21 protein-coding genes are annotated in these 26,177 nt (G+C 34.6%); 16 read left to right on the forward strand and 5 right to left on the reverse strand.

The window, feature by feature from the left end; all coding sequences use genetic code 11:
* Positions 1-16: 16 nt before the first annotated feature.
* Positions 17-1,912: a methylmalonyl-CoA mutase small subunit gene (gene mutA / locus G7051_RS16625; RefSeq protein ID WP_166202051.1), complete on the reverse strand. Its 1,896-nt coding sequence runs from the start codon at positions 1,910-1,912 to the stop codon at positions 17-19.
* 410 nt (positions 1,913-2,322) lie between these two features.
* Between mutA and G7051_RS16630 the strand changes: the two genes are divergently transcribed.
* The 10 genes from G7051_RS16630 (at position 2,323) to G7051_RS16675 (ending at position 13,983) form a co-directional block, all read left to right on the forward strand.
* Positions 2,323-3,330 carry a glycosyltransferase gene (locus G7051_RS16630; protein WP_166202053.1) on the forward strand — a complete coding sequence of 336 codons (1,008 nt, stop codon included), beginning with the start codon at positions 2,323-2,325 and terminating at the stop codon, positions 3,328-3,330.
* Between the two features lie 161 nt (positions 3,331-3,491).
* Positions 3,492-6,152: a DNA gyrase/topoisomerase IV subunit A gene (locus tag G7051_RS16635; protein WP_255493393.1), complete on the forward strand. Its 2,661-nt coding sequence runs from the start codon at positions 3,492-3,494 to the stop codon at positions 6,150-6,152.
* 197 nt (positions 6,153-6,349) lie between these two features.
* A complete protein-coding gene (locus tag G7051_RS16640) occupies positions 6,350-7,192 on the forward strand; it encodes a DUF3316 domain-containing protein (RefSeq protein ID WP_166202057.1) in 843 nt (280 codons plus the stop codon).
* A 121-nt stretch (positions 7,193-7,313) separates the two neighbouring features.
* Positions 7,314-7,811: a hypothetical protein gene (locus G7051_RS16645; RefSeq protein ID WP_166202059.1), complete on the forward strand. Its 498-nt coding sequence runs from the start codon at positions 7,314-7,316 to the stop codon at positions 7,809-7,811.
* Complete coding sequence (locus G7051_RS16650; protein ID WP_166202061.1) at positions 7,808-9,565, forward strand: hypothetical protein; 1,758 nt, start codon at positions 7,808-7,810, stop codon at positions 9,563-9,565. Before G7051_RS16645 ends, G7051_RS16650 begins: the two co-directional genes overlap by 4 nt.
* Positions 9,566-9,577: 12 nt before the next feature.
* Positions 9,578-9,868 carry a putative quinol monooxygenase gene (locus G7051_RS16655; RefSeq protein WP_166202063.1) on the forward strand — a complete coding sequence of 97 codons (291 nt, stop codon included), beginning with the start codon at positions 9,578-9,580 and terminating at the stop codon, positions 9,866-9,868.
* 2 nt (positions 9,869-9,870) lie between these two features.
* Complete coding sequence (locus G7051_RS16660) at positions 9,871-10,347, forward strand: pyridoxamine 5'-phosphate oxidase family protein (RefSeq protein WP_166202066.1); 477 nt, start codon at positions 9,871-9,873, stop codon at positions 10,345-10,347.
* 75 nt (positions 10,348-10,422) lie between these two features.
* Positions 10,423-11,742, forward strand: a complete 1,320-nt coding sequence (locus G7051_RS16665) for a hemolysin family protein (RefSeq protein ID WP_166202068.1) — start codon at positions 10,423-10,425, stop codon at positions 11,740-11,742.
* Positions 11,743-11,763: 21 nt separating this feature from the next.
* Positions 11,764-12,894: a tRNA guanosine(34) transglycosylase Tgt gene (gene tgt, locus G7051_RS16670; protein ID WP_166117300.1), complete on the forward strand. Its 1,131-nt coding sequence runs from the start codon at positions 11,764-11,766 to the stop codon at positions 12,892-12,894.
* A 12-nt stretch (positions 12,895-12,906) separates the two neighbouring features.
* Positions 12,907-13,983: an LptF/LptG family permease gene (locus G7051_RS16675; protein ID WP_166202070.1), complete on the forward strand. Its 1,077-nt coding sequence runs from the start codon at positions 12,907-12,909 to the stop codon at positions 13,981-13,983.
* A 60-nt stretch (positions 13,984-14,043) separates the two neighbouring features.
* Here G7051_RS16675 and G7051_RS16680 read toward each other — a convergent pair whose 3' ends face one another.
* The 4 genes from G7051_RS16680 to ileS all read right to left on the reverse strand — a co-directional run bounded on the left by G7051_RS16680 (position 14,044) and on the right by ileS (position 19,463).
* Complete coding sequence (locus tag G7051_RS16680) at positions 14,044-14,811, reverse strand: DUF4296 domain-containing protein (RefSeq protein WP_166202072.1); 768 nt, start codon at positions 14,809-14,811, stop codon at positions 14,044-14,046.
* The gene (locus G7051_RS16685) at positions 14,808-15,437 is read right to left on the reverse strand and encodes a lipoprotein signal peptidase (RefSeq protein WP_166202074.1); all 630 of its coding nucleotides are present in this window, start codon (positions 15,435-15,437) and stop codon (positions 14,808-14,810) included. The genes G7051_RS16680 and G7051_RS16685 overlap by 4 nt, the downstream gene beginning before the upstream one ends.
* Positions 15,438-15,634: 197 nt before the next feature.
* Positions 15,635-16,015 carry a TraR/DksA C4-type zinc finger protein gene (locus G7051_RS16690; RefSeq protein ID WP_166117304.1) on the reverse strand — a complete coding sequence of 127 codons (381 nt, stop codon included), beginning with the start codon at positions 16,013-16,015 and terminating at the stop codon, positions 15,635-15,637.
* A gap of 37 nt (positions 16,016-16,052) precedes the next feature.
* Positions 16,053-19,463 (reverse strand): isoleucine--tRNA ligase, encoded by a 3,411-nt coding sequence (gene ileS / locus G7051_RS16695; RefSeq protein ID WP_166202076.1) that lies wholly within the window; start codon positions 19,461-19,463, stop codon positions 16,053-16,055.
* Positions 19,464-19,653: 190 nt separating this feature from the next.
* Here ileS and G7051_RS16700 point away from each other — a divergent pair, with 190 nt between their 5' ends.
* The 6 genes from G7051_RS16700 to G7051_RS16725 all read left to right on the forward strand — a co-directional run bounded on the left by G7051_RS16700 (position 19,654) and on the right by G7051_RS16725 (position 26,136).
* Entirely contained in the window at positions 19,654-21,120 is a 1,467-nt protein-coding gene (locus tag G7051_RS16700; RefSeq protein ID WP_166202078.1) for a capsule assembly Wzi family protein, read from the forward strand.
* Between the two features lie 211 nt (positions 21,121-21,331).
* Positions 21,332-22,468 (forward strand): dTDP-glucose 4,6-dehydratase, encoded by a 1,137-nt coding sequence (gene rfbB / locus G7051_RS16705; protein WP_166202080.1) that lies wholly within the window; start codon positions 21,332-21,334, stop codon positions 22,466-22,468.
* Between the two features lie 70 nt (positions 22,469-22,538).
* Complete coding sequence (locus G7051_RS16710) at positions 22,539-23,291, forward strand: hypothetical protein (protein WP_166202083.1); 753 nt, start codon at positions 22,539-22,541, stop codon at positions 23,289-23,291.
* 54 nt (positions 23,292-23,345) lie between these two features.
* Entirely contained in the window at positions 23,346-24,350 is a 1,005-nt protein-coding gene (gene murB, locus G7051_RS16715) for a UDP-N-acetylmuramate dehydrogenase (protein WP_166202086.1), read from the forward strand.
* 65 nt (positions 24,351-24,415) lie between these two features.
* Entirely contained in the window at positions 24,416-25,720 is a 1,305-nt protein-coding gene (gene murA / locus G7051_RS16720) for a UDP-N-acetylglucosamine 1-carboxyvinyltransferase (protein WP_166202089.1), read from the forward strand.
* 179 nt (positions 25,721-25,899) lie between these two features.
* Positions 25,900-26,136, forward strand: a complete 237-nt coding sequence (locus G7051_RS16725) for a hypothetical protein (protein ID WP_166202091.1) — start codon at positions 25,900-25,902, stop codon at positions 26,134-26,136.
* Positions 26,137-26,177 lie beyond the last annotated feature (41 nt).

The raw sequence follows: 26,177 nt of genomic DNA on the forward strand, positions 1-26,177 counted from the left end.
TTTTCCTTCTTTAGCATTAATTGATTCCTAATACAGCGTTAAATTTCTTCAATGTTTCAAGAACATTGCTCTTAACGTTAACGAAGTTTTCAATGCCTATAGCTTTCAGGTCATCTGTACAAGCAGGAGCACCTGCCACTACAAACTGTTCTTTACCTTTCACTAAGTTATAAGCCTCAGGAGCCAGAGTAGCATATTCATCATCACTAGAACAAAGCACAATTATATCGGCTTTTTTCTCACGTGCAGCTTTTACACCCTCTTCTACTGTTTGGAATCCTAGGTTATCAATTATTTTATAACCTGCACAACCAAAGAAGTTACCAGAGAACTGAGAACGAGCCAAACGCATTGCAAGACTACCTATTGTAAGCATAAATACAACCGGAGTTTTTCCTGATTTCTCAGTAGCAAGACGAAGTTTTTCAAAATCGGTAGCTAAACGAGTGCTTGGAAGTGGTTGGAATTGAGCCTTAGCACTATCTGTAGAGCAACCACAGCCGCAGCCATCTTTTGTAATCTTATTGCCTGCAGTTTCTGTAATATTAGGATATTGATTAGTACCCAAAAGGATTTCACGACGAGTTGCCAATGATTTGAAGCGATTATCTGAAGAAGCTTTAATAGCAGCTTGTACAACTCCTGCTTTAAGCGCTTCATAAAAACCTTTTTCATCTATTTCAAGGAACAATTTCCATGCCTGATCAGCTATAGCAGCCGTTAGGTTTTCAATATAATATGAACCTGCGGAAGGATCACTGATTTTATCGAAATGACATTCTTCTTTCAATAATAATTGTTGATTACGAGCAATTCTTTCTGAGAAATTATCCGAATCTTTAAATGATTCATCAAAAGGTAATACAGTTAGAGAATTTACTCCTGCAAGAGATGCTGACATTGCTTCTGTTTGAGAACGAAGCAAGTTTACGTGAGCATCATAAACAGTCATATTGTATGTAGAAGTTTCTGCGTGTGTATAGATTTTAGAAGCACAACGACAAATTCCATCTTCCGATTTGTTTGGACATTCATGATTACATGCAGGTTTGTATGCAGCTACAATCTCAGCCCACAACCAACGTGCAGCTCTGAATTTTGCTATTTCCATGAAGTAATTAGCACCAATACCAAAGTTAAATTTGATTTTCTTGGCAACTAATGCAGTATCTAATCCGGCTTCAACTAATTTGCTTAGAATTTCATTTCCGTTGGCTAAAGCATATCCTAACTCTTGGTAGATATATGCTCCTGCATTATTAAGTTTGTTAGCATTTACGTTCAATACTCTAAAACGTGGAAGTGCAGCAGCAGCTGTAACTATTTCAGCAGCTTGTTTTACCCATTCAGCATTATCAACACCTTTTTTCAATATAGTTTTGAATGGATCATAGTTTACAGAACCGAAACATTTCAATAAATCTACATCTTTCGATTTAAGATAGTCAGCCAAAATCTTTACTAGCTCTAAAGATTTTCTGTGACAGGTTGAAAAGTTCAACTCAACAGCCTCCGGACAAATATCATTCAATAGAGTTTTGATGTTTTCAGCATTCACATCATCACCCTTGATAATAAATCCAAGAGAAGTAATACCTTTATTTAAAACCTCCAATGCTTTTGCATTAGCTGCTTTAAAATCAACAACAGTGATGTCCTGACGAACATACCAGTCGTTATCTTTTTTTGTACCTCTTACATAAGGAAATTCTCCGGGTAAAGCATCTGCTGTTTTAAGCCCTTCAATGTTCTCGTTTCTGTAAAAAGGATTTACTTTAAAACCCTCGTCTGTTTTCCAAACAAGTTTTTTTTCGAAATCAGCGCCTTTCAGATCAGCAGTGATTTTTGCCATCCACTCTTCTGTAGATATGGCTGGAAAATCTGTAAAAAGCTTTTCTTTTAAATTTGCCATGGTTATAAATAATGTTTTAGTATATAGTTTTATTCTATTGACAATGAACAGTTTCCGATATACAAAATCTATTAATATATAGATAAATTCTTATGCTATCTGAAAGTGACTTACTTATATATCGAAAAAGACTCACAAAAGTAAAATATTTTGTTTGGTTTATAAAGTTTTTCAGGGATAATTTAAAACTATCAACCTCTTTATAGCAGAATATTTAACATAACACCTATAATATACACTTTCCTTTTACCAGCACCGCCTAAACAAGTCTGAAAAACTTTAGTTATCTTTTTTCACTGAAGAAAGAATAAAATATTCCTTTTGTTTATGCTTAGTTGAATACTCCTTGTATTTTTGTTGTAATTTCGATTACGCCAAACTTAATATATCATTCAATTGAGAGATCCAAAATGAATTTACCTAAAGTTAGTATTATTATTCCGGTATACAATGCAGGATGTTATTTTGAAAAATGCTTGGATTCTCTGATTAACCAGACATTAAAAGAAATCGAAATCATTCTCGTTATTGATTGCCCAACAGATGGAAGTGATAAAATTGCAGAATTTTACTGTTCGATAGATAACCGCATTAAGCTGATTTACAACGAAGAGAACCTCCATACAGGACTGAGCAGAAATAGAGGTATGAATATAGCTCGCGGAAAATATATAGGATTTCACGACCACGACGACTACTGTGAACCCAATATGTATGAATTATTATATCAAAAAGCCGAGCAAGAAAAACTAGACGTTGTCAGGTGTAATTTTTCATGCATATATACAAACAAGACAGATTCTGAAAACAAAATAGAAAAATACAACTACCCAAGCACTCCCACTAATACATCTGATAAAGAATGGATATATGAGAATGTAAGCAATGGTAACATTTCATGTGTTATATGGAATCATATATACAATACTGATTTTTTAAGACACCATAATATAATATTCTTAGATTCAAGATCGATATGTTCCGAAGACAGTCTATTTTTTCTGGAAGTCTACCATAGCAATACACATAAAGTAGGAATCGTGCCTGAGTATTTATATTATCATATTTTTCACGCAACAAATACGGGTAAAATTTACGATTACAGGTCTATAAAAAACAGGATCTCTTTTTTCGAAGAGTTATATGTATTCTTAAGACAAAATGAGATTGGAGAAAACAAATGCTTGACATTTTTATCCGAACATGTCATTAAATCATTGTATACAGGATCCCGACAAGCTCTACTTCTATTTCCACTAAAAAGAGCTATCACCGAAATACGATACATCAAAAAAAGCCGATTGATCAAAAAGTGTATCAATTTTCTATATAAAAAAGAAAATTCATCTATTTTACTTCACTTAAAACCTACGATTATCGCTTTTTCTTTGATCCTTAAATTATCAACAAAGAAATAATATTCCACTAAAATTACGAATGAAATAATGAGTTTATTTCTGTTTGTAAATGACCCGAAAAAAAGTTATCTTTGAGTGCTTTTTTATTTTATTAAGATTTAGTTTACCAAGCTTCGCATATGTTTCCAGAAGATATTATTGACGAGAATGACCCTAATTTAATGGATGAACCATCTACTGATAATGAATCGGAAGATGTGAATGAGACATCATCATCCCGATCCGAATACAAAATTCCGGTTAAAGATGGAGAAAATCAGTTACACCTGTCGGGGATGTACCAGAACTGGTTTTTAGATTACGCCTCATATGTAATATTGGAACGTGCTGTTCCGCATATTGCCGATGGACTAAAACCTGTACAACGCCGTATTCTTCATTCGATGAAAAGAATGGATGACGGTCGTTACAATAAAGTAGCAAATGTCATTGGACATACCATGCAGTTTCATCCTCATGGAGATGCCTCTATTGGTGACGCTTTGGTTCAACTGGGACAAAAAGACTTGATGGTTGATTGTCAAGGTAACTGGGGTAATATTTTAACAGGTGATGGTGCTGCCGCCCCTCGTTATATAGAAGCCCGTTTATCTAAATTCGCTTTAGAAATTGCATTTAATCAAAAAACGACCGAATGGAAACCATCTTATGATGGAAGAAATAAGGAGCCTATAACACTTCCTGTTAAATTCCCGTTGTTATTGGCACAGGGAGTCGAAGGTATAGCTGTTGGTTTAGCATCCAAAATATTACCACATAATTTCAATGACCTATGCGACGCATCAATTGCTTGTTTAAAGGGTGAAGATTTTATTCTTTATCCTGATTTTCAAACAGGTGGATATGTAGATGTTAGTCGATACAATGACGGAGAAAGAGGAGGTGCTGTAAAGGTTAGAGCTAAAATCTCAAAACTTGATAATAAAACCCTAGTCATTACAGACATTCCTTACGGTAGAACTACGACCTCTGTAGTAGAATCGATTCTGAAGGCCAATGATAAAGGAAAAATCAAAATCCGTAAAGTCGATGATATAACAGCTCTGAATGTTGAAATACATATACATTTAGCAGCAGGTGTGTCATCAGATAAAACGATTGATGCCTTATACGCTTTTACCGATTGCGAAATAAGCATATCTCCCAACTGTTGTGTTATCTCAGGCAATAAGCCTCATTTCCTTACAGTAAGTTCTATTCTTAGGGATAATACAGATAATACACTCAACCTACTACGTTGGGAACTGGAGATTCATAAAGGAGAATTGGAGGAAACACTGCACTTCTCTTCTCTTGAGAAAATTTTCATTGAAGAACGTATCTATAAAGACAAAGGCTTTGAGGATTCGGTTAATATGGATGCTGCAATAGAGTATATTGACAATCGTCTAATCCCTTTCACTAAACTCTTTGTAAGGGAAGTTACTCGTGAAGATATTCTTAAATTGATGGAAATCAAAATGGGACGTATCCTCAAATTTAATTCGGACAAAGCCGATGAGCTTATTGCCAGATACAAATCAGAGATAGAAGAAATTGAGCATAATCTGGCAAATATTGTCGATTACACTATTGCTTGGTTTGCAATGCTTAAAGAGAAATACGGGAAAAATCATCCACGTATGACAGAGATTCGCAACTTTGACACCATTGAAGCATCTAAGGTTGTAGAAGCAAATGAAAAATTATACATCAATCGTGAAGAGGGTTTTATCGGAACCTCTCTTAAAAAAGATGAATTTATCTGCAATTGTTCTGATATTGATGATGTTATAATTTTCTTTAAAGATGGTAAATATAAAGTTGTAAAAGTTAGCGACAAAATGTTTGTCGGCAAGAATGTATTGTATGTTAATGTTTTCAAGAAAAATGATAAACGAACTATTTACAATGCAATATACAGACAAGGGAAAGTAGGTCCTCACTATATAAAACGTTTTGCTGTTACAGGAGTTACCCGTGACAAGGAATACGATGTTACATTAGGTGACGATGGTTCTCGCATTGTCTATTTTAGTGCAAACCCTAATGGTGAAGCCGAAACTGTAAGAGTATTATTGAAGCCAAAAGCACGACAAAAAGTACAGCTATTCGAAAAAGACTTTAGCCAGATAGCCATCAAAGGGCGACAATCAATGGGAAACCTGTTGACTAAGGCCGATGTACATAAGATCACCCTAAAACAAAAAGGAAAATCAACACTTGGAGGACGAAAAGTATGGTTCGACCCTGATGTTTTACGCCTAAACTATGACGAAAGGGGCAATTATTTGGGAGAATTCCAAAGTGATGATCAAATCCTAGTTGTAAAAGAGAACGGAGATTTTTACACAACAAACTTCGATTTAAGCAATCACTATGACAGTGGTATTCTTAAAATTGAGAAATTCGATGAAAACAAAGTCTGGACAGCCGTTTTATACGATGCAGATCAGGAGTATATGTATCTAAAACGATTCTCGCTTGAAGCCTCTGCCAAAACACAAAACTTCTTAGGAGATAACAATGCATCTAAATTGTATATTCTGACAGATATAGTTTACCCACGTATAGAAGTCATATTTGGTGGGAATGATAGCTACCGAGGGACTCTTACGATTGATGCCGAAGAATTTATCTCGGAAAAAAGCTTTAAGGCTAAAGGTAAACGAATTTCAACTTATGAGATTAGTAAAGTAAGAGAACTAGAACCTACCCGATTCCCTGAAAAACAAGAGACTGAAGAGGAAGGATCTTTTGCTGTTGAGATTGACGATGAAGATTCATCTGACACAGATGCGATTGATGAAATAACAGGACAAAAAAAGATTGATTTTGAATAAAAGAAGTACAGCAAAAAGTATTATACTATATTATTAAGTAAAACAAATATATAATGATATACATTAAGAATCATAACTATATATAAACATTACACTTACTAAAGTAATAAATAGTTTTCTGAACTTACAATAAGTAATTCTTATATTTACTATTTGCAAAAACAATAAACGAGTCTGAAACCTTAAAATTTCGCACTATGAGTATGTATCGAATCTTTTCAAGCCTTTGTTTGGCAGGTTGCTTATTTAGCGCAAATTCGTTATATGCACAAAGTGAAGACAGAATCACTTCTACAAATAGTGCAACTCTCATAGGAATTGGCGGTAGTAATTTATATGATACTTACTTGTCTCCTCTTAAATATACAGGGACTTCGCTACATATATTTAACGAACGGATGCGTAAAACATCCTGGTTTAATAATAAATTCACAAGGCAGCAACTTATAGATCTAGAGATAACTAAAACTGATAATCCTGCCGGAAATGCAACTCAATATTCTGTATTATTGGGATATAGCCTTGGCGGACATTATAATCTTGTAAAGACTGACAAGTTTAGATTCTCAGCAGGAGGTTTATGGAATATTTCCGGAGGCGTTCTATATAATCAACGTAATTCAAACAATCCGGCTTCTGCTCGTGCATATAGCAATATACAGTTGTCGGCAATCGCTTTTTACAATTGGAAACAGATTACTTTCCGAGGGCAAGTAGATACACCGGTAATGGGAATATTATTCTCCCCACACTATGGACAATCCTATTACGAAATCTCTTTAGGAAATAGTGTTGATGTTGTTAATTTTGCATCACTACACAATCAACGAGGTTTGCGAACTTATTTTACGGCAGATATTCCTATCTCGAAAATATCCTTGCGTGTAGGTTATTTAGGTGCATTTTATCAAACCAAGATACATAATTTGCAAACACACAATTATTCGAATAGCTTTGTTATAGGTTTAGTTTCGGAATCGATAAATTTAAGTGGTAATAAATTAAAGACAAACAAGATTATCAATAGTAGTTTTTATTAAGTTCTAGGAACTATTGATTATTTGGGCAAGCAAAACAGCAATAAATAGTTATGTCCTTAAAATTAATGATAGATTCAGCTTGCATGGCAAGCTAATAAGGAAGAATTATAAATTATTAAAAATGAAGAACTTTAGTGATTACATTGCTGTTTATAAGGAAGAATTAAAAAAAGAAGGTATCCAAAAAGCCTACAAAGGATTGGTAAAATATGTAATGGCTTTAAAGTCACACTTCTCAAAGAAATTATCGGATCAATTTTTCTTTGGAAATACTTCTCCCGGCTACATGGATTTCACCTATTTTCCTTTTTTTAATGACTTTCTCCGAGACGAAAAATTAAGATTTGGGATTGTCTTGAATCATAAAAAAGTAAGATTCGAGCTTTGGTTAATGGGACAAAATATAGAAACTCAAAAAAAGTATTGGAACTTATTAAAAACAAGCCAATGGAATAAAGATCAAACAATCATGCCTAAATATTCTGTTTTAGAAGTAGTATTGGTTGAAGATCCTAATTTTAATGAACTAAATAACTTAACTTCAAAAATTGAGAAAGAAGTAATTCTTCATACTCAAGAAATAATAGACTATATAAAACATTCTACTACATCTAAATGAACTTTCTCAAATTAAAAAATAATATTTCAGATTTCTATAATAAAACATCTGATTTTATAAGTGGTAATCAACGGCATCAGTTTGCTCTGTTCATCGTTATTCTATTTGTATTATCAATACTTATGATGGCTTGGTATTTTCCTAATGAAACAGTTACGGCAGGCGGTACCGATCTTATGTTTCATGCTAACAGATTCTACGCTATATTCGAATCTATAAAATTCGGGACATTTCCCTTTTATATAAATACCCATACTTTAAATGAATATGGATACGCCGCCAATCTATTTTATCCAGATTTCATGCTTATTCCTTTTGCTCTTTTTATCCCTTCAATAGGTCTAGCATCATCTTATAAGCTTATTATATTTACACATACTATTTTGTGTGGTATTTTTTCCTATTGGTGCATACGCAAAGTTACAAAAGACAATGTTATTGCTTTTCTCCTTTCCTTATTATACACGTTTGCAATATATAGAATTATCGATTTTTCATATAGAGGTGCATTAGGAGAATATATTTCATTCACCTTTCTGCCAATTGTCTTTTGGGGATTATATGAAATTATTTATGGCGACTACAAACATAAATGGTATATTATAACTATTGGATTTACGTGTTTAATATATACACACTTATTATCCGCTTTCTTAATATTCTTAATAGTCTGCATCGCTTTAATAATCTGCTACAAAGCTATTATTAAGACACCATCACGACTTATTTATCTGAGTATAGCAGGGGTAGCTTCTCTCCTCCTTTCTTCATTCTTCCTTTTTCCCATGTTTGAACAGTTAAGAGATAATTCTTTTTATTTTCAAACTCATCCGTTAGCTGACGAAATTGGTCCTCAATCTTACGCCGTACGTCGTATTTTATGGGGAATGTTTAGTGGTTTGACTGATCAAAAATTAAGAATAGAAACAATTGGTGTATTATTAATGATACCACTTTTGTTTCGTATTGCTATAAAAGGAAAGCATCCTTTTTTGAAGCTTGCAGACATATCAATGATATGCGGATTCTTGTTCATTTTTGCTGTATCAGATCAATTTCCATGGTACACATTTCCTTTTAATAAATTGGCAATTCTTCAATTTCCCTTCAGGCTTTTACAACCTGCGAGCTTCTTATTAGCTTTTGCAGGAGCAGTATACATGACGATAGTAGGTAGACAAACAAATCGTGTTTTATTGCTAATATGCTTAATTATTGCAGGAGTGACACTTTCCTTAAAAACAACAGGAGGTGTTTATCAAGGTTATAATACATATAAAATCACTAATACTGGCAATTATAATCTAGATGACTTAGAAATAGTAGGTGCTGAATATTTACCGAGTGTAGTACCTTCTAAAGAAACCGAAGATATAAGATATCGAATTCAGTTTATAGTAGACAGAGGGCAAGCTATAGATAAACAAGACACTACCAGCATAATATCCAATATCGAGAGAAACAAGGCACAGTTGAAGTTTGATATCCAAATTCAACAACATGATAAAATAGTTCTCCCCCTACTCTATTATAAAGGATATAAAGCAACTTTGGATGGACAAGACATTAGTGTTACACAAAGTAAAGATGGATTAATCGAGATAACAGTTCCTGAATCCGGAAAAATAGAAGTATGGTTTAATGGAACATTTATCCAATGGTTTTCTTTAATTTTATCAGCTGTTTCATTACTCGCCCTATTGATATATCTTTATATATACAGACCAAGCAAAAGAGCAAGACTAACATCATAAATAGAATCAAAAATGAATGAATTAAAAATTGTTGCAACTATTACCGTAAAATCAGAATATGAGAAAGAAGTATTAACTGCACTTCACAACGTTGTAGATGCTACACGAAAAGAAGAAGGTAATATCTCATATGATTTACATAAAAACATAGTAAACCCTCTGGAATATACTATTCTTGAAGTATGGAAATCACAAGAAGCTATCGACTTACACAATGCAAGTATTCATTTTGATGAATTTAAGAAAGCAATCAATGGAAAAATTGATGGTTTGAAAGTTGACGTAATAAAACAGTTGTATTAATTATGTTTCGAGAAGTAAGACGACAAAACCGAGTATTAGAAGAAGAGCGAATTACAGAACTATTAATAAATTCAGAATATGGATTTCTTTCATTAGGAACTTCCGAAAACGGGTATGCCTATGGCATACCTATCAGTTATGCTTATGAAGAAGAAAGTAATTCGCTTTACTTCCACTGTGCTCCTGAAGGACAAAAGCTCGATGAAATAAGTAAAAATAATAAAGTATCTTTCTGTGTAGTGGGAAAAACAGATCCTATCGCTAACCAGTTTACGACTCTTTACGAAAGTGTCATTGCTTTTGGAGATGCTGTTACCAATCTATCTGATGACGAAAAGAGGAAGGCTCTCCGACTTTTAGTAAAGAAATACTCTGCCGGTTTTGAAGAAATTGCAGAACAATACATGGATAAATCGTGGAATCGCACATCAACATTCAAAATTGAAATCAAACATATAACAGCCAAAGCAAAATATTAATCCGAAAATACAATTAATCCTTTTGGTGAAACCACAATTGTATTATCTTTGTAATATCATCATTTTAATAGATATATGATATCTAATATTCTTATTACTCTTCTTTTTGTTTTCTTCAATGGTTTTTTTGTGGCTGCCGAATTTGCTATCGTCAAGGTAAGGAGTTCACAATTAGAGCTTAAAGCACAAGAAGGAAATCGTTTTGCGATTCTTTCAAAACACATAGTTAGTCATCTGGATGCATATCTGGCTGCAACGCAATTGGGAATCACACTATCCAGTCTTGCCTTAGGTTGGATTGGTGAGCCTGTAGTTTCGAAAATGATAATCACTTTCATGGAACTTGTCGGGATAAATGTGAGTCCTGAATTAGCACATGGTATAGCACTTCCCGTAGCTTTCCTTATCATTACAATTCTACATATTGTATTTGGTGAGCTTGCTCCAAAATCATTAGCAATATTAAGACCTGAGCAGACTACTCTGTTCATATCATATCCGTTACAATGCTTTTATTGGATATGCCGCCCTTTCATTTGGCTCTTAAATGGATTTGCAAACCTTATCCTTAAAATGTTTGGGCTGCATACTGCATCCGAAGCTGAATCTTATAGCAGCGACGAATTAAAGTACCTTGTTGATCAGGTACGAGAAAGCGGTAATATCGAAGATTCAAATTATGACATTATAAGAAATGCGTTTGATTTTTCAGAACGTACAGCCAGACAAGTTATGGTTCCCCGCACACAAGTTTTAGCAATTGATGTGAATGACTATGACTCAGAGACTCTGGAAACAGTAATTGAAGATGGTTTTTCCCGTATTCCTTGCTATGAAGATAGCATTGACAACATTATTGGTATAGTTCACCTAAAGGATATTCTAAAGAAAATGCGCCAAAACGGAGAAGTAGATATTCGTCCGATTGTAAGACCCGTATCCTTTGTTCCCGAAACGAAACGTATCGGACAGATTCTAAAGGAATTCCAGATCAAACACCAACAAATAGCTATGGTACTCAATGAATACGGAGGTATTGAAGGTATTATAACAATGGAAGATATTCTGGAAGAACTGGTTGGCGAAATACAAGATGAGTATGACAATGAGATACCATTTGTTGAAAAAATTTCAGATAATATTTATTCTGTAATAGCCACTGCTGCTATAAGTGATATAAATAATCAATTGCCCCACTCTATTGATAAAGCAAAGCAATATGATACTCTAGCCGGATATTTAATTGATAAATTCGGCAGAATCCCCAACACTCATGACAAGTTACAAGCCGAAGGCTACGAATTTTCTGTCTTAAAGAAAAATAAAACCTCAATTGTATTGGTACAATTAGTCGACTTGGAAAATGAGACTGAAGAATCTTCGTCCAACAAATAATGATAATTCGGAAAATTAAGAATGAAATTTGAACTTCAACATACAGATGTTCAGTCTAAAGCTCGTGCTGGTCTTATAACTACCGATCATGGGCAGATTGAAACTCCTATTTTTATGCCTGTTGGTACACAAGGTGCTGTTAAAGCGGTACACATGCCTGAACTCGAGAATGATATTAAAGCTCAGATTATTTTGGGTAATACATATCATTTATATTTACGTCCGGGTTTAGAGATACTCGAACAAGCAGGTGGTCTTCATAAATTTAATAGTTGGAATAAGCCAATCCTTACAGATAGCGGCGGTTTTCAAGTATTCTCTTTGGCTCATAACCGAAAACTGACAGAAGAAGGTGCAATATTCCGTTCTCACATAGACGGCTCTAAGCATATGTTCACACCCGAACGTGTAATGGACATAGAAAGAACCATTGGTGCCGATATAATGATGGCTTTTGATGAATGTACTCCCGGAGATGCTGAATATACTTATGCTAAAAAATCGCTTGAACTAACCGAACGCTGGCTAGACCGATGTATAACCAGATTTAATGAAACGGAATGTACTTATGGATACAAACAAGCATTGTTTCCTATTGTGCAAGGCTGCGTATATCCCGATCTAAGAAAACGTGCTGCTGAAAATGTGGCATCTAAAGAGGCTGAAGGCAATGCGATCGGAGGTTTGGCTGTAGGCGAACCTACAGAAAAGATGTATGAGATGATTGAAATTGTCAATGAAATCTTGCCTCAGGATAAGCCCCGTTATTTAATGGGAGTAGGTACACCTGCCAACATACTAGAAGCAATTGAACGTGGCGTAGATATGTTTGACTGTATAATGCCAACGCGAAATGGCCGTAACGGACAGCTATTTACTCGCAATGGTATTCTGAATATGAAGAATAAGAAATGGGCAAATGACTTTTCACCCATAGATCCAGAAGGTACATCATTTGTAGATACTCTATATAGTAAAGCATATTTAAGGCATTTATTTATTGTTAACGAAATTCTTGCTTTACAAATCGCATCTATACATAACTTAGCTTTCTATTTATCACTGGTTAAAGAGGCCCGCAAACATATTATTGCAGGTGACTTTACAACATGGAAAGCTTCCATCATAGAAGATGTTGCACGACGAATATAACACTTTGAGTTAATGCTTACGATTTTAGACAGATATATAATTAAGAATTTTTTGGGAACGTATGTCTTCTCTATTATTCTTATTATATCCATTGCTGTAGTATTCGACTTTAATGAGCAGCTTGATAAGTTCCTCAAAAATGATGCGCCGGTAAAAGCTATATTGTTTAGTTATTACCTGAATTTCATTCCTTATTATATTAATCTGTTCAGCGCACTGTTTGTATTCATATCAGTTATATTTTTCACGTCGAAGCTTGCCGATAATTCGGAAATTATAGCTATGCTTGCTTCCGGAACAAGCTTTAGACGGTTAATGAAACCCTATATGATATCTGCCGGAATTATAGCTTTAATAAGCTTTCTTTTGACCAGCTTTATCATTCCACCGGCAAACGTTGTAAGAATCAATTTTCAAAATAAGTATATCAAGAATAAGGCTGTTACGTACGCCGAGCGTATACAGATACAAATAGAACCCGGTGTAATAGCTTACTTCAACAGATACGACAACAATGATAAAATGGGGTTCTATTTTTCATTAGATAAATTTGAGGGGCAAGAACTCGTTTCCAGACTTACAGCCAATCGTATACAATATGATTCACTCTATAACTGGACTATTTACGATTATGCTATTCGTGAATTTGATGGGATGAGAGAACATATCACAACGGGAACTAAAGCTGATACAGTACTGACTATCGTCCCTAGTGATTTTCTTATCTCGAGTAACGATTTCGAGCAAATGACAACTCCTGCCCTTTATAAGCATATACAGAGACAAAAGGACAGAGGAATTGGTAATATACAATCATTCGAAATAGAATATCACAAACGATTCGCATCGATAGCATCCGCATTTATATTGACTGTAATTGGTGCATCACTATCCTCTCGTAAAGTAAAAGGAGGTATGGGGCTAAATATAGGTATAGGACTCCTTCTAAGTGTGTCTTATATTCTTTTTATGACACTGAGTTCCACCTTTGCTGTATCCGGATTAGTTAGCCCTCTGATTGCTGCTTGGATTCCCAATGTAATATTTATTGGTATAGCAATCTTATTATACAACAGAGCTCCGAATTAACCTCAAAGTATATTTAATTAATTGTATTTAGATAAACTTCAGAAGAAAAAGACGAAGTAATTATTTAACAGATAGTGAATCTACACTTGTTGTCGTACTATCCTTAGGAGTTTCTATATTTTTTAGAAGTATGTTATAAAGTAATACTTTATTATTAAGTACTTCGCGAGAATCAATATGAAAATAACCTGAGATATTTTTTAATGGTAATGTATCGGCGGTCCCCAACACTTTAAAATGATCATCTCTATTTAGTGATTGATTTTGAATAATTGTTGTATCTGCATATTCAAACCACACTTCGAACTCACCTTTCATTCGTCCTTGAATACCGAGTGTATTGAATTCCAAAGAAAATTGAGGATAGTTTTTAACTTGCGTAGAATCTATATTGAAAGTTAAGGTAGGAATATCTCCTGATAGATAGTAATAAGTCGGTAAAATCGAGTTATTTACATTAGATGCGTCTAATCCTCTTGGTAGCAATTTTTCAATTTTCACTAACCCTTCTCGTAATGAAGAAATTACAGAGTCATTTACTCTCATATAAATTTCAGCATTATCGGCATACCATACCAAAGATGAATCTAATTCAGCCTGAGTTATACCGTGCTTCTCCAAAACACCTTGTATCAAAGCATCTTTTTGCTCCTTATCTCTAAAGTCATTGAATCGAGTCTGGTAAACAGCTTCAGCTAATTGAATATCATGCAAAACTTCGACCATTTTATCACGAGACAATCTATCTCTATCACCACTGCAAGAAGTAATTACTGTCGAGCCAATAATAAAAGATAATAAATAATATGTTAGCGTACGCTTCTTCATGCCTCGTCCTCAGGTTTCTGCATTGTTTCTAATAAAGTTTTTCGATAAAATATCAATAGCAATACAATACCTACTGTTATAGCTGCATCTGCTAAGTTAAAGATCGGACGAAAAAATATAAAATCCTCCCCACCCCAACCGGGTACCCATTCGGGAAATACACCTTGTATCAAGGGAAAATAAAACATATCTACAACCTTGCCATGTAAGATACTAGAATATCCCTCTCCAAAAGGGACTAAAGATGCTACACGCCCCGGATAACTGGCTGTAAATATTTCTCCATAAAATACACTGTCAACTATATTACCCAAGGCTCCCGCCAGAATTAAAGCTATACAAGCAATATAGCCATTTGGGTAATGCTTTTTCACCAAAAGGTATAAATAATAACCAATAAAGCCAACGGCAACAATACGAAAGAGTGATAAGAATAATTTACCTATAACCTCTATACCAAAGGCCATACCATTGTTTTCAACAAAGTAAATCTTAAACCAATTGGTGATATCTATACTTTCATAGAGAGCCATATTAGTTTTTACCCAAATTTTGAGAACTTGATCTGCGATTATAACTAGAAGAACAACTAAGACGGCAACTAGCCCTTTTGGTAATTTTTGCATAATTTTTTTATAAGTATAATAAGCTCCCGGATTTATTTAATCGAAACAACTTTAATCAATATAGTTCCGAAAAATAAAAGGCAGATATCTTACCACAAACATGAGAAGAAAAAGCAGTAAAACTATGAAATAATTTTACTACTTTTTCTCTATAAATATCTTATTAATAATATTTAAGTAACAAATGAATCGAAGGATTATTTAACTCCCCCATTTTTAGCTTCAATGCTTAAAGTCGCATGAGGTACGGCACGCAGACGCTCTTTAGGAATCAGTTTTCCTGTTTCACGACAAATACCGTACGTCTTATTCTCGATGCGAATAAGAGCAGCTTGCAAGTTCTGGATAAACTTCATTTGACGTTGTGCCAGTCTGCCAGCCTCTTCTTTAGATAAGGTAGAAGCCCCTTCTTCCAACACTTTAAATGTTGGAGATGTATCTGTTACATCATTGCCATCAGAATTAGTAATAGAGGCTTTAAGTCCTTCATACTCTTCTTTAGCCTTTGTCAACTTGTCCAAAATCAGATCGCGGAATTCTTCCAACTCCTCATCTGTGTATCGTGTTTTTTCTCCCATAATGTTCACTTTTAGAGTTTAATAATAATTTTTAGTATTATACTTTATCAACAGATATGTTTAACACAAAATCATCCATATCTATTTCCATACCATCAACATCGGCTTCCAGTGTAATTTCATCAGCTAGAACCTGTCCTGCAATATAATCATAATATTCCTTAACTGCATTATTGATTTCGTCCGAATCAGATATTTTCACCTTTATACGGTCTACAATATCAAAACCATTCGATTTTCGAATATTTTGTATACGGTTAACCAATTCGCGGGCAATTCCTTCTTTTCGCAAATCCTCTGTAATCGTTATATCCAATGCAACAGTCAAGCGTCCTTCATTAGCTACCAACCAACCTTCGATATCCTCTGATATGATTTCCACATCAGCCAACTCTATTGTTACCGATTGACCTTCGATATCAAATGTATATATACCCGCAGATTCTAATTGAGAAATAGCTGTCTGATCCATCACTTGAACTACAGCAGCAAGTTGTTTCATTATCTTACCATAACGAGGTCCAAGTTTCTTAAAATCAGGCTTTACTTTCTTAACCAATATACCCGCAGCATTATCTACGTATTTCAAATCTTTTACATTTACCTCGTTCAATATAAGATCACGCACAGCTTCAATGGCATCTTGCTGATGTTGATCCAGTACGGGAATCATAATCTGCATTAAAGGTTGACGAACTTTTATACTTACTTTTCGACGCAAAGCCAATATCATAGAAGATATACTTTGAGCTATCTGCATACGTTCTTCCAATGCTTTATCAACAACTGAAATATCGTACTTTGGAAAGTCTGCAAGGTGAATTGACAATTCATTATCAGCTTCACATGCAATAGTCAAGTCATGATATAGCTTATCAGCATAAAAAGGAGCTATCGGAGCCATCAGTTTGGCTACTGTTTCCAAACAAGTGTAAAGGGTCTGGTATGCTGACAATTTATCCGCAGTCATGCTGCCACCCCAAAAACGTTTCCTGTTCAGACGAACATACCAATTGCTCAAGTTATCGTTTACAAAATCAGATATCGCACGTCCTGCCTTCGTTGGCTCATATGTTTCGTAATATTCATCCACTTCTTTCACCAAAGTATTGAGCAGAGATATTACCCAACGGTCTATCTCTGGACGCTCTCCTATCGGAATCTGAAGTTGAGAATTATTAAAGTCATCTACATTTGCATACAATGCAAAGAACGAATAAGTATTATATAATGTTCCGAAAAATTTTCGACGAACTTCATCTATACCCTCAGTATCGAATTTCAGATTATCCCAAGGCGATGCGTTTGTTATCATATACCAACGCAATGGGTCTGAACCATATTTTTCTATTGTTTCGAAAGGGTCAACTCCATTGCCTAAGCGTTTAGACATTTTGTTGCCGTTTTTATCAAGAACTAAACCGTTTGATATAACATTTTTAAATGCAACACGTCCATTTATCATGGTCGATATAGCGTGCATAGTAAAGAACCAGCCTCTGGTTTGATCAACTCCTTCTGCTATGAAATCAGCAGGATATATTTTCTCGAATTCCTCTGCACTGATATTAGGATAAAACACCTGAGCAAAAGGCATAGCTCCCGAATCGAACCATACATCAATCAAATCGGTTTCACGCTTCATTGGTTTTCCCGAAGGTGATACTAATATTATATTGTCAACATAAGGACGATGAAGATCTATCTTTTCATAATTTGCTTTATCTAGATTACCTATTTCAAAACCAGCCCAAGGCTCTTCTGACATAAAGCCTACCTTAATCGATTTTGCTATTTCTTCATATAGTTCTTTAACCGAGCCTATACAAAGCTCTTCCTTACCATCTTCTGAACGCCAGATAGGCAAAGGAGTACCCCAATAACGGCTACGGCTCAAATTCCAGTCCTGCAGGTTTTCCAACCATTTGCCAAAACGACCTGTACCTGTTGATTGTGGTTTCCAGTTTATTGTTTGATTAAGCTCTATAAGTTGACCTTTACAAGCTGTTGTACGTATAAACCAGCTATCCAGAGGATAATATAATACAGGCTTATCAGTACGCCAGCAATGCGGATAATTGTGTACATGTTTTTCGATACGGAATGCTTTATTTTCTTGTTTAAGCATTACACATATATCTATATCTAATGTAGCATCAGCCTCTGTCAAAGAATTATCGTAAGCATTTTTCACATAACGACCTGCATATTCTTTGTATAAGTCAACATTAACTGATTTCTTTACATAATCGACATCTAGATCATCCAATTTAAAATACTTCCCTGTAAGGTCAACCATCGGACGAAGATTTCCGTCTTTATCTGTCAACATTAATGCAGGCACATTATTTGCTTTGGCAACTTTGGCATCATCCGCTCCAAAAGTCGGAGCGATATGCACTATACCGGTACCATCTTCTGTGGTAACAAAATCACCTGTTATTACCTTAAACGCACCATCTCCCGGATTTACCCAAGGAATAAGCTGTTCATATTTCATTCCTGCCAATTCAGAGCCTTTCCACTCTCCGACTATCTTATAAGGTATCAGTTTGTCACCTTGCTTATAATCTTCGAGCTTCAAGTCTGCTGCTTTCGGATTAAATAGACCAGCGACAAGAGATTTGGCTGCAACAGCAGTCATTTTATCTCCTGTATATGGATTATATGTTTGTACAGCCACATATTCTATATCTCCACCTACGGCCAGAGCTGTATTAGAAGGTAAGGTCCAAGGAGTAGTTGTCCAAGCCAAGAAGTACGGAGTACCAAAGCCATTCATTTCAGGCTTCGTATCAATTGCTTTAAACTGGGCTACACATGTAGTATCTTTTACATCACGATAAGTACCGGGTTGGTTCAGTTCATGTGAGCTAAGTCCCGTACCAGCTGCGGGTGAATAAGGTTGTATTGTATATCCTTTATACAAATACCCTTTACCGTATAAATCTTTAAGCAAATACCACAGAGTTTCAATATAACGATTATCGTATGTGATATAAGGATCGTTCATATCTACCCAATATCCCATTTTGGTGGTTAAATCTTCCCACTCTTTGGTATATTTCATGACCTCTTTACGGCAAGCATCATTATATTCTTGTACAGAAATCTTCTTGCCAATATCTTCTTTGGTTATCCCCAGTGATTTTTCAACACCAAGCTCTACCGGTAAACCATGAGTATCCCATCCGGCTTTACGATTCACCAAAAAACCTTTCATCGTCTTGAAACGACAAAAAATATCTTTGATAGTACGAGCCATTACGTGATGAATACCGGGCATACCATTTGCTGAAGGTGGACCTTCATAAAATACAAACGTTGGAGCACCTTCGCGTATCTCCAAACTTTTTTGAAATATGTTATGCTGATTCCATTTGTCTAATATCTCTTTATTTATATCAGACAAATTGAAATTATTGTATTCTGTAAACTTACGGCTCATAGCAAATACTTTATTCTTGTAAAAAAATTGTCGCAAATATAATAAAAAAACGAATACAAATCCCCAAAATCCATCGCATCTCGCACCAGAATATTATACTTCTGAAAACAAAAAAGAGCTCGTCATATAGATCTATCTTTTTTTATTACATTTGTCTCTTATTTATTCGTGAAAACAGGATACGCTAAACATGAAACAATATTCGACAATTTTTCTTCTTTACCTTGCCTCATCTTTAATTTGTGTTGCACAAGTACCTGATAATGATCTATCAGAAAAAACGGCTATAGATATAAATATCGGAACCTTAGGAACATTCTCTGATGGAGATAATGCCCCATTCTGGCTTACTAACAATCAATATGGGTTAGGCTCCACTGAAAGCAATAGCGGGTATCTTAGAGTACAAACTTTTGCTAAGAAAAAACTGGCAGATAAACTAAAACTTCAACTTGGAGTGGATATTGTAGCCGCTCACAATTTAAATTCTGATTTTCATTTTCAACAATTATATGCTGATTTTGCTTATAGAAATATAAAACTTTCCATTGGCTCTAAGGAGCGGGCTCCTCTATTCAAAAATGAACTACTTAGTACAGGAGGTATGACTCTTTCGAATAATGCAAGACCAATTCCTCAAGTAGAAGCCAGCCTTCCGGATTTTGTGACTGTACCATATACTAAAGGATTACTTGAAGTTATGGGAGGAATATCCTACGGGAAATTCATTGATGATAAATTTAAACGAAACAATGCTGCAGATGGTTATTATGCGGAAGAAATACTATATCACAGAAAGTACGGATTCTTAAAATTCGAAAATAATTCTGTTTGGAATTTTATTATGGGATTGGAAATGGATACACAATGGGGTGGTCAGTTTTATAAAGACGGAGAATATCGTTGGAGTAGTCCTGCCGGATTTAAAGATTTCTTCAGAGTATTAGTTCCAATGTCAGGAGGCAGTGATTCAAACATGACAGATCAGGTTAATATATTAGGAAACGTATATGGAAGTTTACATTTTATCACCAATTATAGAAAAGAGAACTACACAGTAAAAGCTTATATTGAGCGTTTTTTTGAAGATCATTCGGGTCTATTCTTCAAAAGTGTTCCTGATGGATTATATGGTATTGAATTAAATCTCAAAAAGAAAGGATGGATAACAGGGGTATTATTTGAATATCTACATACAAAAGATCAATCGGGTCCATTCTTATGGGATAAAAGTGAAGAAATACCCGTTCAGGTTAGCGGAGGCGACAACTACTACAATCATATTGATTATATATCGTTAAGTAATTATGGATTTGTCATGGGAAACCCTCTTCTAACATCTCCTATATATAACAATGGCAGTTCTCTTACGGTTTTTAATACTCGCTTATCCTCTTTTCATGGGGGAATAACCGGTTACATAAATAATGATCTAAAATATAGAGCATTATTAACCTATTCTCAAAGCTGGGGAACTCCATTAATTCCATCGCGAAGTATACGTAATCAGTTTTCAACTATGCTTGAAGCTACTTATAGCAATGACAAACTTAGCGGATGGCTATTCTCTGGAGCTTTTTCTTATGACAAATCCGATATGGTCGGAGATAATACCGGAGTACAATTTAAAGTATCTAAAGCTTTTCAGGTACAATAAGTTTAGTTAAGTATCATAAACAAAGTTTATTGACACTTAATTTAAGCTCTAATCATATTTACAGTATTAATTTATAAATTTGTATTTTTAAAAGCCATAGTTTTTTTATTGCTTTGGCAGGCATTATAAAAACTTATAGCTTACCCTCATAAAATTTGGGATAGTTACGTATTTTTACTAAAAAGAAAATTAATAAAAAACAATATCACATATGACTTACTTAGTAACAGGAGGAGCGGGCTTTATCGGAGCCAACTTTGTCAAATATATACTAAATAAATATTCGGATATACAAATTATAATACTAGATTCTCTGACCTATGCCGGAAATTTGGGAACTTTATCTGAAGAATTAAAAGATACGCGAATTAAATTCGTAAAAGGTGATATTTGTGATAATACTGTGACTGATAAAATTTTCAGCGAAAACACAATCGATTATGTTGTAAACTTTGCAGCAGAGAGCCATGTAGATCGCAGTATTGAAAATCCTCAAATTTTTCTACAAACAAATATATTAGGAACACAGAATCTGCTTGATACAGCAAAAAAATACTGGACAGATGGCAAGGATGAAAATAATTATCCAATATGGAAAGAAGGTGTAAAATATCTACAGGTATCAACTGATGAAGTATATGGATCTTTAGGTGATGAAGGCTATTTTACAGAAACAACTCCACTCGATCCCAATTCGCCATATAGTGCAGCTAAAACAGGAGGAGATCTGATAGTTAAAGCATATGGTGAAACTTACAAGATGCCAATTAATATCACCCGTTGTTCTAATAATTATGGACCATATCATTTTCCGGAAAAACTTATACCACTTATTATTCGTAATATTCTCGAAGGTAAAAATCTACCTGTATATGGTGATGGCAGTAATGTTCGTGACTGGTTGTATGTAGAAGACCATTGTAAAGCAATTGACAAAGTTATCAACAAAGGACGTATTGGCGAAGTATATAATATTGGCGGACACAATGAGAAGAAGAACATTGATATTGTAAAACTTGTTATATCAACTATACATGATATTATGGAGAAAGAACCACAGTATCGCTCGGTTCTAAAAAAGAGAGAAACCCTTTCCGATGGAAGTATTGATATATCTTGGATGAATAACGATCTGATAACATTCGTAAAAGACCGCCAAGGTCATGATCAGAGATATGCTATTGACCCGGCGAAAATTTCCAATGAATTAGGATGGACGCCCGAAACAATGTTTGATAAGGGAATTGTAAAAACAATTCGATGGTATCTTGATAATCAGCAGTGGGTCGAAGAAGTTACCTCAGGCGATTACTTGAAATATTACGAACAAATGTACGCAAACAGATAAAATACAAACCTTTAAATTTATTAAAGGACAATTAATATAGTAGTAATAATAATCACAGTATATAACTGTTATGGACAATCTAAAGTCTGCTATTGCCGATAAAATCCTGGATTTATCTACCTCAGGGGGAGATGAAATGAGGATAAAACTTGAAAAAATTAATCGCTTTCGTGATTTTGCCGATGCCTGCCGATCTCTTATCCAAAAGTATCCGGCAATAGAATCGGAATTATTGAGAATGGTCGAAAATAATGATTTTGACACAAAAATCGCATCATCTCGTGTTGATACAATTATAAGATTGTCTGAAAACAATACTCCTAATAATCAAATTGACAGTAATAATATCCAACGGGATATTACGGAACTGGAAGATATAAAAGACCATCTGCCTCCTCCATCGGGGTCAGATACTTCTCAACAGACAGAAGAACAAGAACAATTTGTAAATAATATAGCCACTATTCCGATTCAAGAAGAAAGTGAACCTGAGCAGTATTTGCCAGAAGATATCGATTATGAAGAAGTCAAGCCTCTTGCTATTTCGGATGAAGAAAAAGAATATGTTCCTTTCGAAGAAGTAGTTCCTGCAAACAGCATGTCAACAAATACAGAAAACCCAATTAAGGAAGTTGTTGAAAGTAATTCCAATAAGGAGACAATAAAAAAAGGGCTTCTGATATGTGGGGTAATTGCTGTTATTATAGCTCTTATATTTATTATAAAGTTTGTCATTAACAACTGGGAAATTATACTTTGGATAATTGGAGGTCTTATCGTTCTCGGCATCGCAGGAATTGTTATAAAAAGAAACCGAAAATAATCTATCAACTAAAGTAATAAAAAGATCTTAGATCTTTTACATTCACCATAAAACATGTATCAATACAATACTCAGTTAAAACAATATAACTCTTTTCGCACAGAAGCTCTTGCTAAGATATTTTGTGAACCTACAAATATTAATCAACTTCGACAATGCTTGAGTGATCATCCGCAAGAACCTAAACTCATACTGGGAGGAGGATGTAATTTATTCTTCACTCAAAATTTTGACGGACTGGTTGTTAGACCCATCATAAAGGGAATCAGAGAAATATCAGACGAATCAGATGATTCTGAGCATGTATTCCTTGAAGTAATGGGATCTGAAGATTGGGATCAGTTAGTAGATTATTGTGTGGATAAAGGTTATGCAGGTTTAGAAAACCTATCCTATATTCCGGGAACCGTAGGTGCTTCACCTGTCCAAAACATAGGAGCATATGGAGCAGAGGTAAAAGACTGTATACATGAAGTGGTTGCCCTTAATATGGATACTTTGGAAGTCGTTTCATTTTCAAACTCGGAATGTGAATTTGCCTATCGGGATAGTATCTTTAAGAAACAGAATAATTATATAATTATCTCTGTTGTATTTCTATTAAACCGATCATATACTTATACTCCGAAGTATGCAGACCTCAATAAGGAATTGGAAGAAATAGCTGAACCAACAATAAAGGAGGTAAGAGATGCTGTGATTCGTATCAGACAAAGAAAATTACCCAATGAAAAAGAATTGCCAAACTGTGGCAGTTTTTTTAAAAATCCATATATTACAAAAGAAGTGGCTGAAGATATACAAAGAGAGTATGCCGATCTTCCGCTTTATCTATTACCAAATGGATTAATCAAAACATCTGCTGCATTTCTTATAGACAGAGCTGGATATAAAGGCAAGCAAATAGGTCAGATAGGAACATATCCCAAACAAGCACTTATCATTGTAAATTATGGATCAACAGATGGCAATGACATTGTTCTTTTCATGAAAGAAATACAACAAGCAGTTGCCGATAAATTTAATATCAATTTAGAACCCGAAGTAAGAATATTATAAGGTCTCAAACCTTCTTTTCATTTTGGCAAAATATAATTAAAGACTTTACTTAAAAAGAAAATACCATGGCATCATTTATTATAGAAGGCGGTTGCCGCTTAAACGGAGAGATTATACCACAAGGCGCTAAAAACGAAGCGTTACAAATTATTTGTGCAGTCCTATTAACTCCGGAAGAAGTAATTATAGAAAATATCCCCGATATACTAGATGTAAATAATCTTATTTCGTTATTAGGAGATATGGGTGTTACAACTAAACGCATTAATGAAAATACATGGTCTTTTAAAGCCGACAATGTAGATTTAGGATATCTTGAGAGTCCTGAATTTTTAAAGAAAAGTGCATCTTTAAGAGGTTCTGTCATGATTATCGGACCATTGGTAGCTCGTTTCGGAAAAGCCTTACTTCCTAAACCGGGAGGTGATAAAATTGGACGTCGCCGCTTAGATACCCATTTTGAAGGAATACAAAAACTGGGAGCTGAATTTAATTATGACAGTGATAAACAGATCTATTTTATCACAGCTGATAAATTAAAAGGAGCATATATGCTTTTAGATGAAGCTTCGGTGACAGGTACTGCAAATATAATAATGGCTGCAGTATTGGCAGAAGGAGAAACAACTATATATAATGCTGCTTGCGAACCTTATTTGCAACAACTTTGCAAAATGCTGAATCGCATGGGAGCAAAAATAACAGGAATTGCTTCTAATCTGATCAGAATAGAAGGAGTAGAGTCCCTAGGAGGAACAACTCACAGAATTCTTCCTGATATGATAGAAATCGGCAGTTTTATAGGAATGGCCGCTATGACAGGTTCTGAAATTACAATCAAAGATGTTGCATATGATGAGCTAGGTATTATACCCGATACATTTCGTCGTCTAGGAATAACATTAGAACGCAGAGGTGATGATATCCATATCCCCAGACATAAGGACTATACAATTGATACTTTTATTGATGGTTCGATACTAACTATTGCCGATGCACCGTGGCCGGGGCTAACCCCTGACCTTATTAGTGTATTACTAGTAGTAGCCACACAAGCACAAGGAAGTGTATTGATACATCAGAAAATGTTTGAAAGCCGTTTATTTTTTGTGGATAAACTGATAGATATGGGAGCTCAAATTATCTTATGCGACCCACACCGTGCAACTGTTATTGGTACAGGAAGGCGTTCTATGCGTGCTACGACTATGACATCTCCTGATATTCGTGCTGGTATCGCATTATTAATTGCCGCAATGTGTGCTGAAGGTAAAAGTACAATTCATAATATTGACCAGATAGATAGAGGGTATCAAAATATAGATGTCCGACTAAATCAACTGGGTGCTAATATCATGAGAATGGATTAATGATACACATACAGGTTTCACCAATTGCTTTTATTATTTTTCTTTTTCTCTTTAGCAGTGTTAAAGCTATAACACCAAAAGAGAGTTTAACAGAAAATGATACTATAATTGGAAAACTACCCCTTCTTGATTTAGATATGGATAATCTCAATAGTATATTCAACAAAAATACTATTTATATGGATACAGTCCGTTTTAAAGGATATAAAGATGTGGGAGATTATTCCCGATTATGTGTAAAAGCAGAGGAAAAAGAACATCTTTTTTTATACGAATTCTCTCAGGACAAAAATATTGTAAATAACGATATCGTTGTAATATATTGGTCTGTGGTAGAAAACCACGCAATAGAAGATCCTGAATTTGTTTATTCAGATATCCTGATAAGAAAATTAAGGAAAATACGATTAAACTAAGTTATTTATCTGTCACAAAAAACAGTTAATAATATATCAAC

The organism is Dysgonomonas sp. HDW5B (assembly GCF_011299335.1).
GTDB lineage: Bacteria > Bacteroidota > Bacteroidia > Bacteroidales > Dysgonomonadaceae > Dysgonomonas_A.

Coding starts and splice junctions, on each gene's coding strand:
- mutA (WP_166202051.1), bottom strand. CDS start 1,912: ATGGCAAATTTAAAAGAAAAGCTTTTTACAGATTTTCCAGCCATATCT.
- G7051_RS16630 (WP_166202053.1), top strand. CDS start 2,323: ATGAATTTACCTAAAGTTAGTATTATTATTCCGGTATACAATGCAGGA.
- G7051_RS16635 (WP_255493393.1), top strand. CDS start 3,492: ATGGATGAACCATCTACTGATAATGAATCGGAAGATGTGAATGAGACA.
- G7051_RS16640 (WP_166202057.1), top strand. CDS start 6,350: ATGAGTATGTATCGAATCTTTTCAAGCCTTTGTTTGGCAGGTTGCTTA.
- G7051_RS16645 (WP_166202059.1), top strand. CDS start 7,314: ATGAAGAACTTTAGTGATTACATTGCTGTTTATAAGGAAGAATTAAAA.
- G7051_RS16650 (WP_166202061.1), top strand. CDS start 7,808: ATGAACTTTCTCAAATTAAAAAATAATATTTCAGATTTCTATAATAAA.
- G7051_RS16655 (WP_166202063.1), top strand. CDS start 9,578: ATGAATGAATTAAAAATTGTTGCAACTATTACCGTAAAATCAGAATAT.
- G7051_RS16660 (WP_166202066.1), top strand. CDS start 9,871: ATGTTTCGAGAAGTAAGACGACAAAACCGAGTATTAGAAGAAGAGCGA.
- G7051_RS16665 (WP_166202068.1), top strand. CDS start 10,423: ATGATATCTAATATTCTTATTACTCTTCTTTTTGTTTTCTTCAATGGT.
- tgt (WP_166117300.1), top strand. CDS start 11,764: ATGAAATTTGAACTTCAACATACAGATGTTCAGTCTAAAGCTCGTGCT.
- G7051_RS16675 (WP_166202070.1), top strand. CDS start 12,907: ATGCTTACGATTTTAGACAGATATATAATTAAGAATTTTTTGGGAACG.
- G7051_RS16680 (WP_166202072.1), bottom strand. CDS start 14,811: ATGAAGAAGCGTACGCTAACATATTATTTATTATCTTTTATTATTGGC.
- G7051_RS16685 (WP_166202074.1), bottom strand. CDS start 15,437: ATGCAAAAATTACCAAAAGGGCTAGTTGCCGTCTTAGTTGTTCTTCTA.
- G7051_RS16690 (WP_166117304.1), bottom strand. CDS start 16,015: ATGGGAGAAAAAACACGATACACAGATGAGGAGTTGGAAGAATTCCGC.
- ileS (WP_166202076.1), bottom strand. CDS start 19,463: ATGAGCCGTAAGTTTACAGAATACAATAATTTCAATTTGTCTGATATA.
- G7051_RS16700 (WP_166202078.1), top strand. CDS start 19,654: ATGAAACAATATTCGACAATTTTTCTTCTTTACCTTGCCTCATCTTTA.
- rfbB (WP_166202080.1), top strand. CDS start 21,332: ATGACTTACTTAGTAACAGGAGGAGCGGGCTTTATCGGAGCCAACTTT.
- G7051_RS16710 (WP_166202083.1), top strand. CDS start 22,539: ATGGACAATCTAAAGTCTGCTATTGCCGATAAAATCCTGGATTTATCT.
- murB (WP_166202086.1), top strand. CDS start 23,346: ATGTATCAATACAATACTCAGTTAAAACAATATAACTCTTTTCGCACA.
- murA (WP_166202089.1), top strand. CDS start 24,416: ATGGCATCATTTATTATAGAAGGCGGTTGCCGCTTAAACGGAGAGATT.
- G7051_RS16725 (WP_166202091.1), top strand. CDS start 25,900: ATGGATACAGTCCGTTTTAAAGGATATAAAGATGTGGGAGATTATTCC.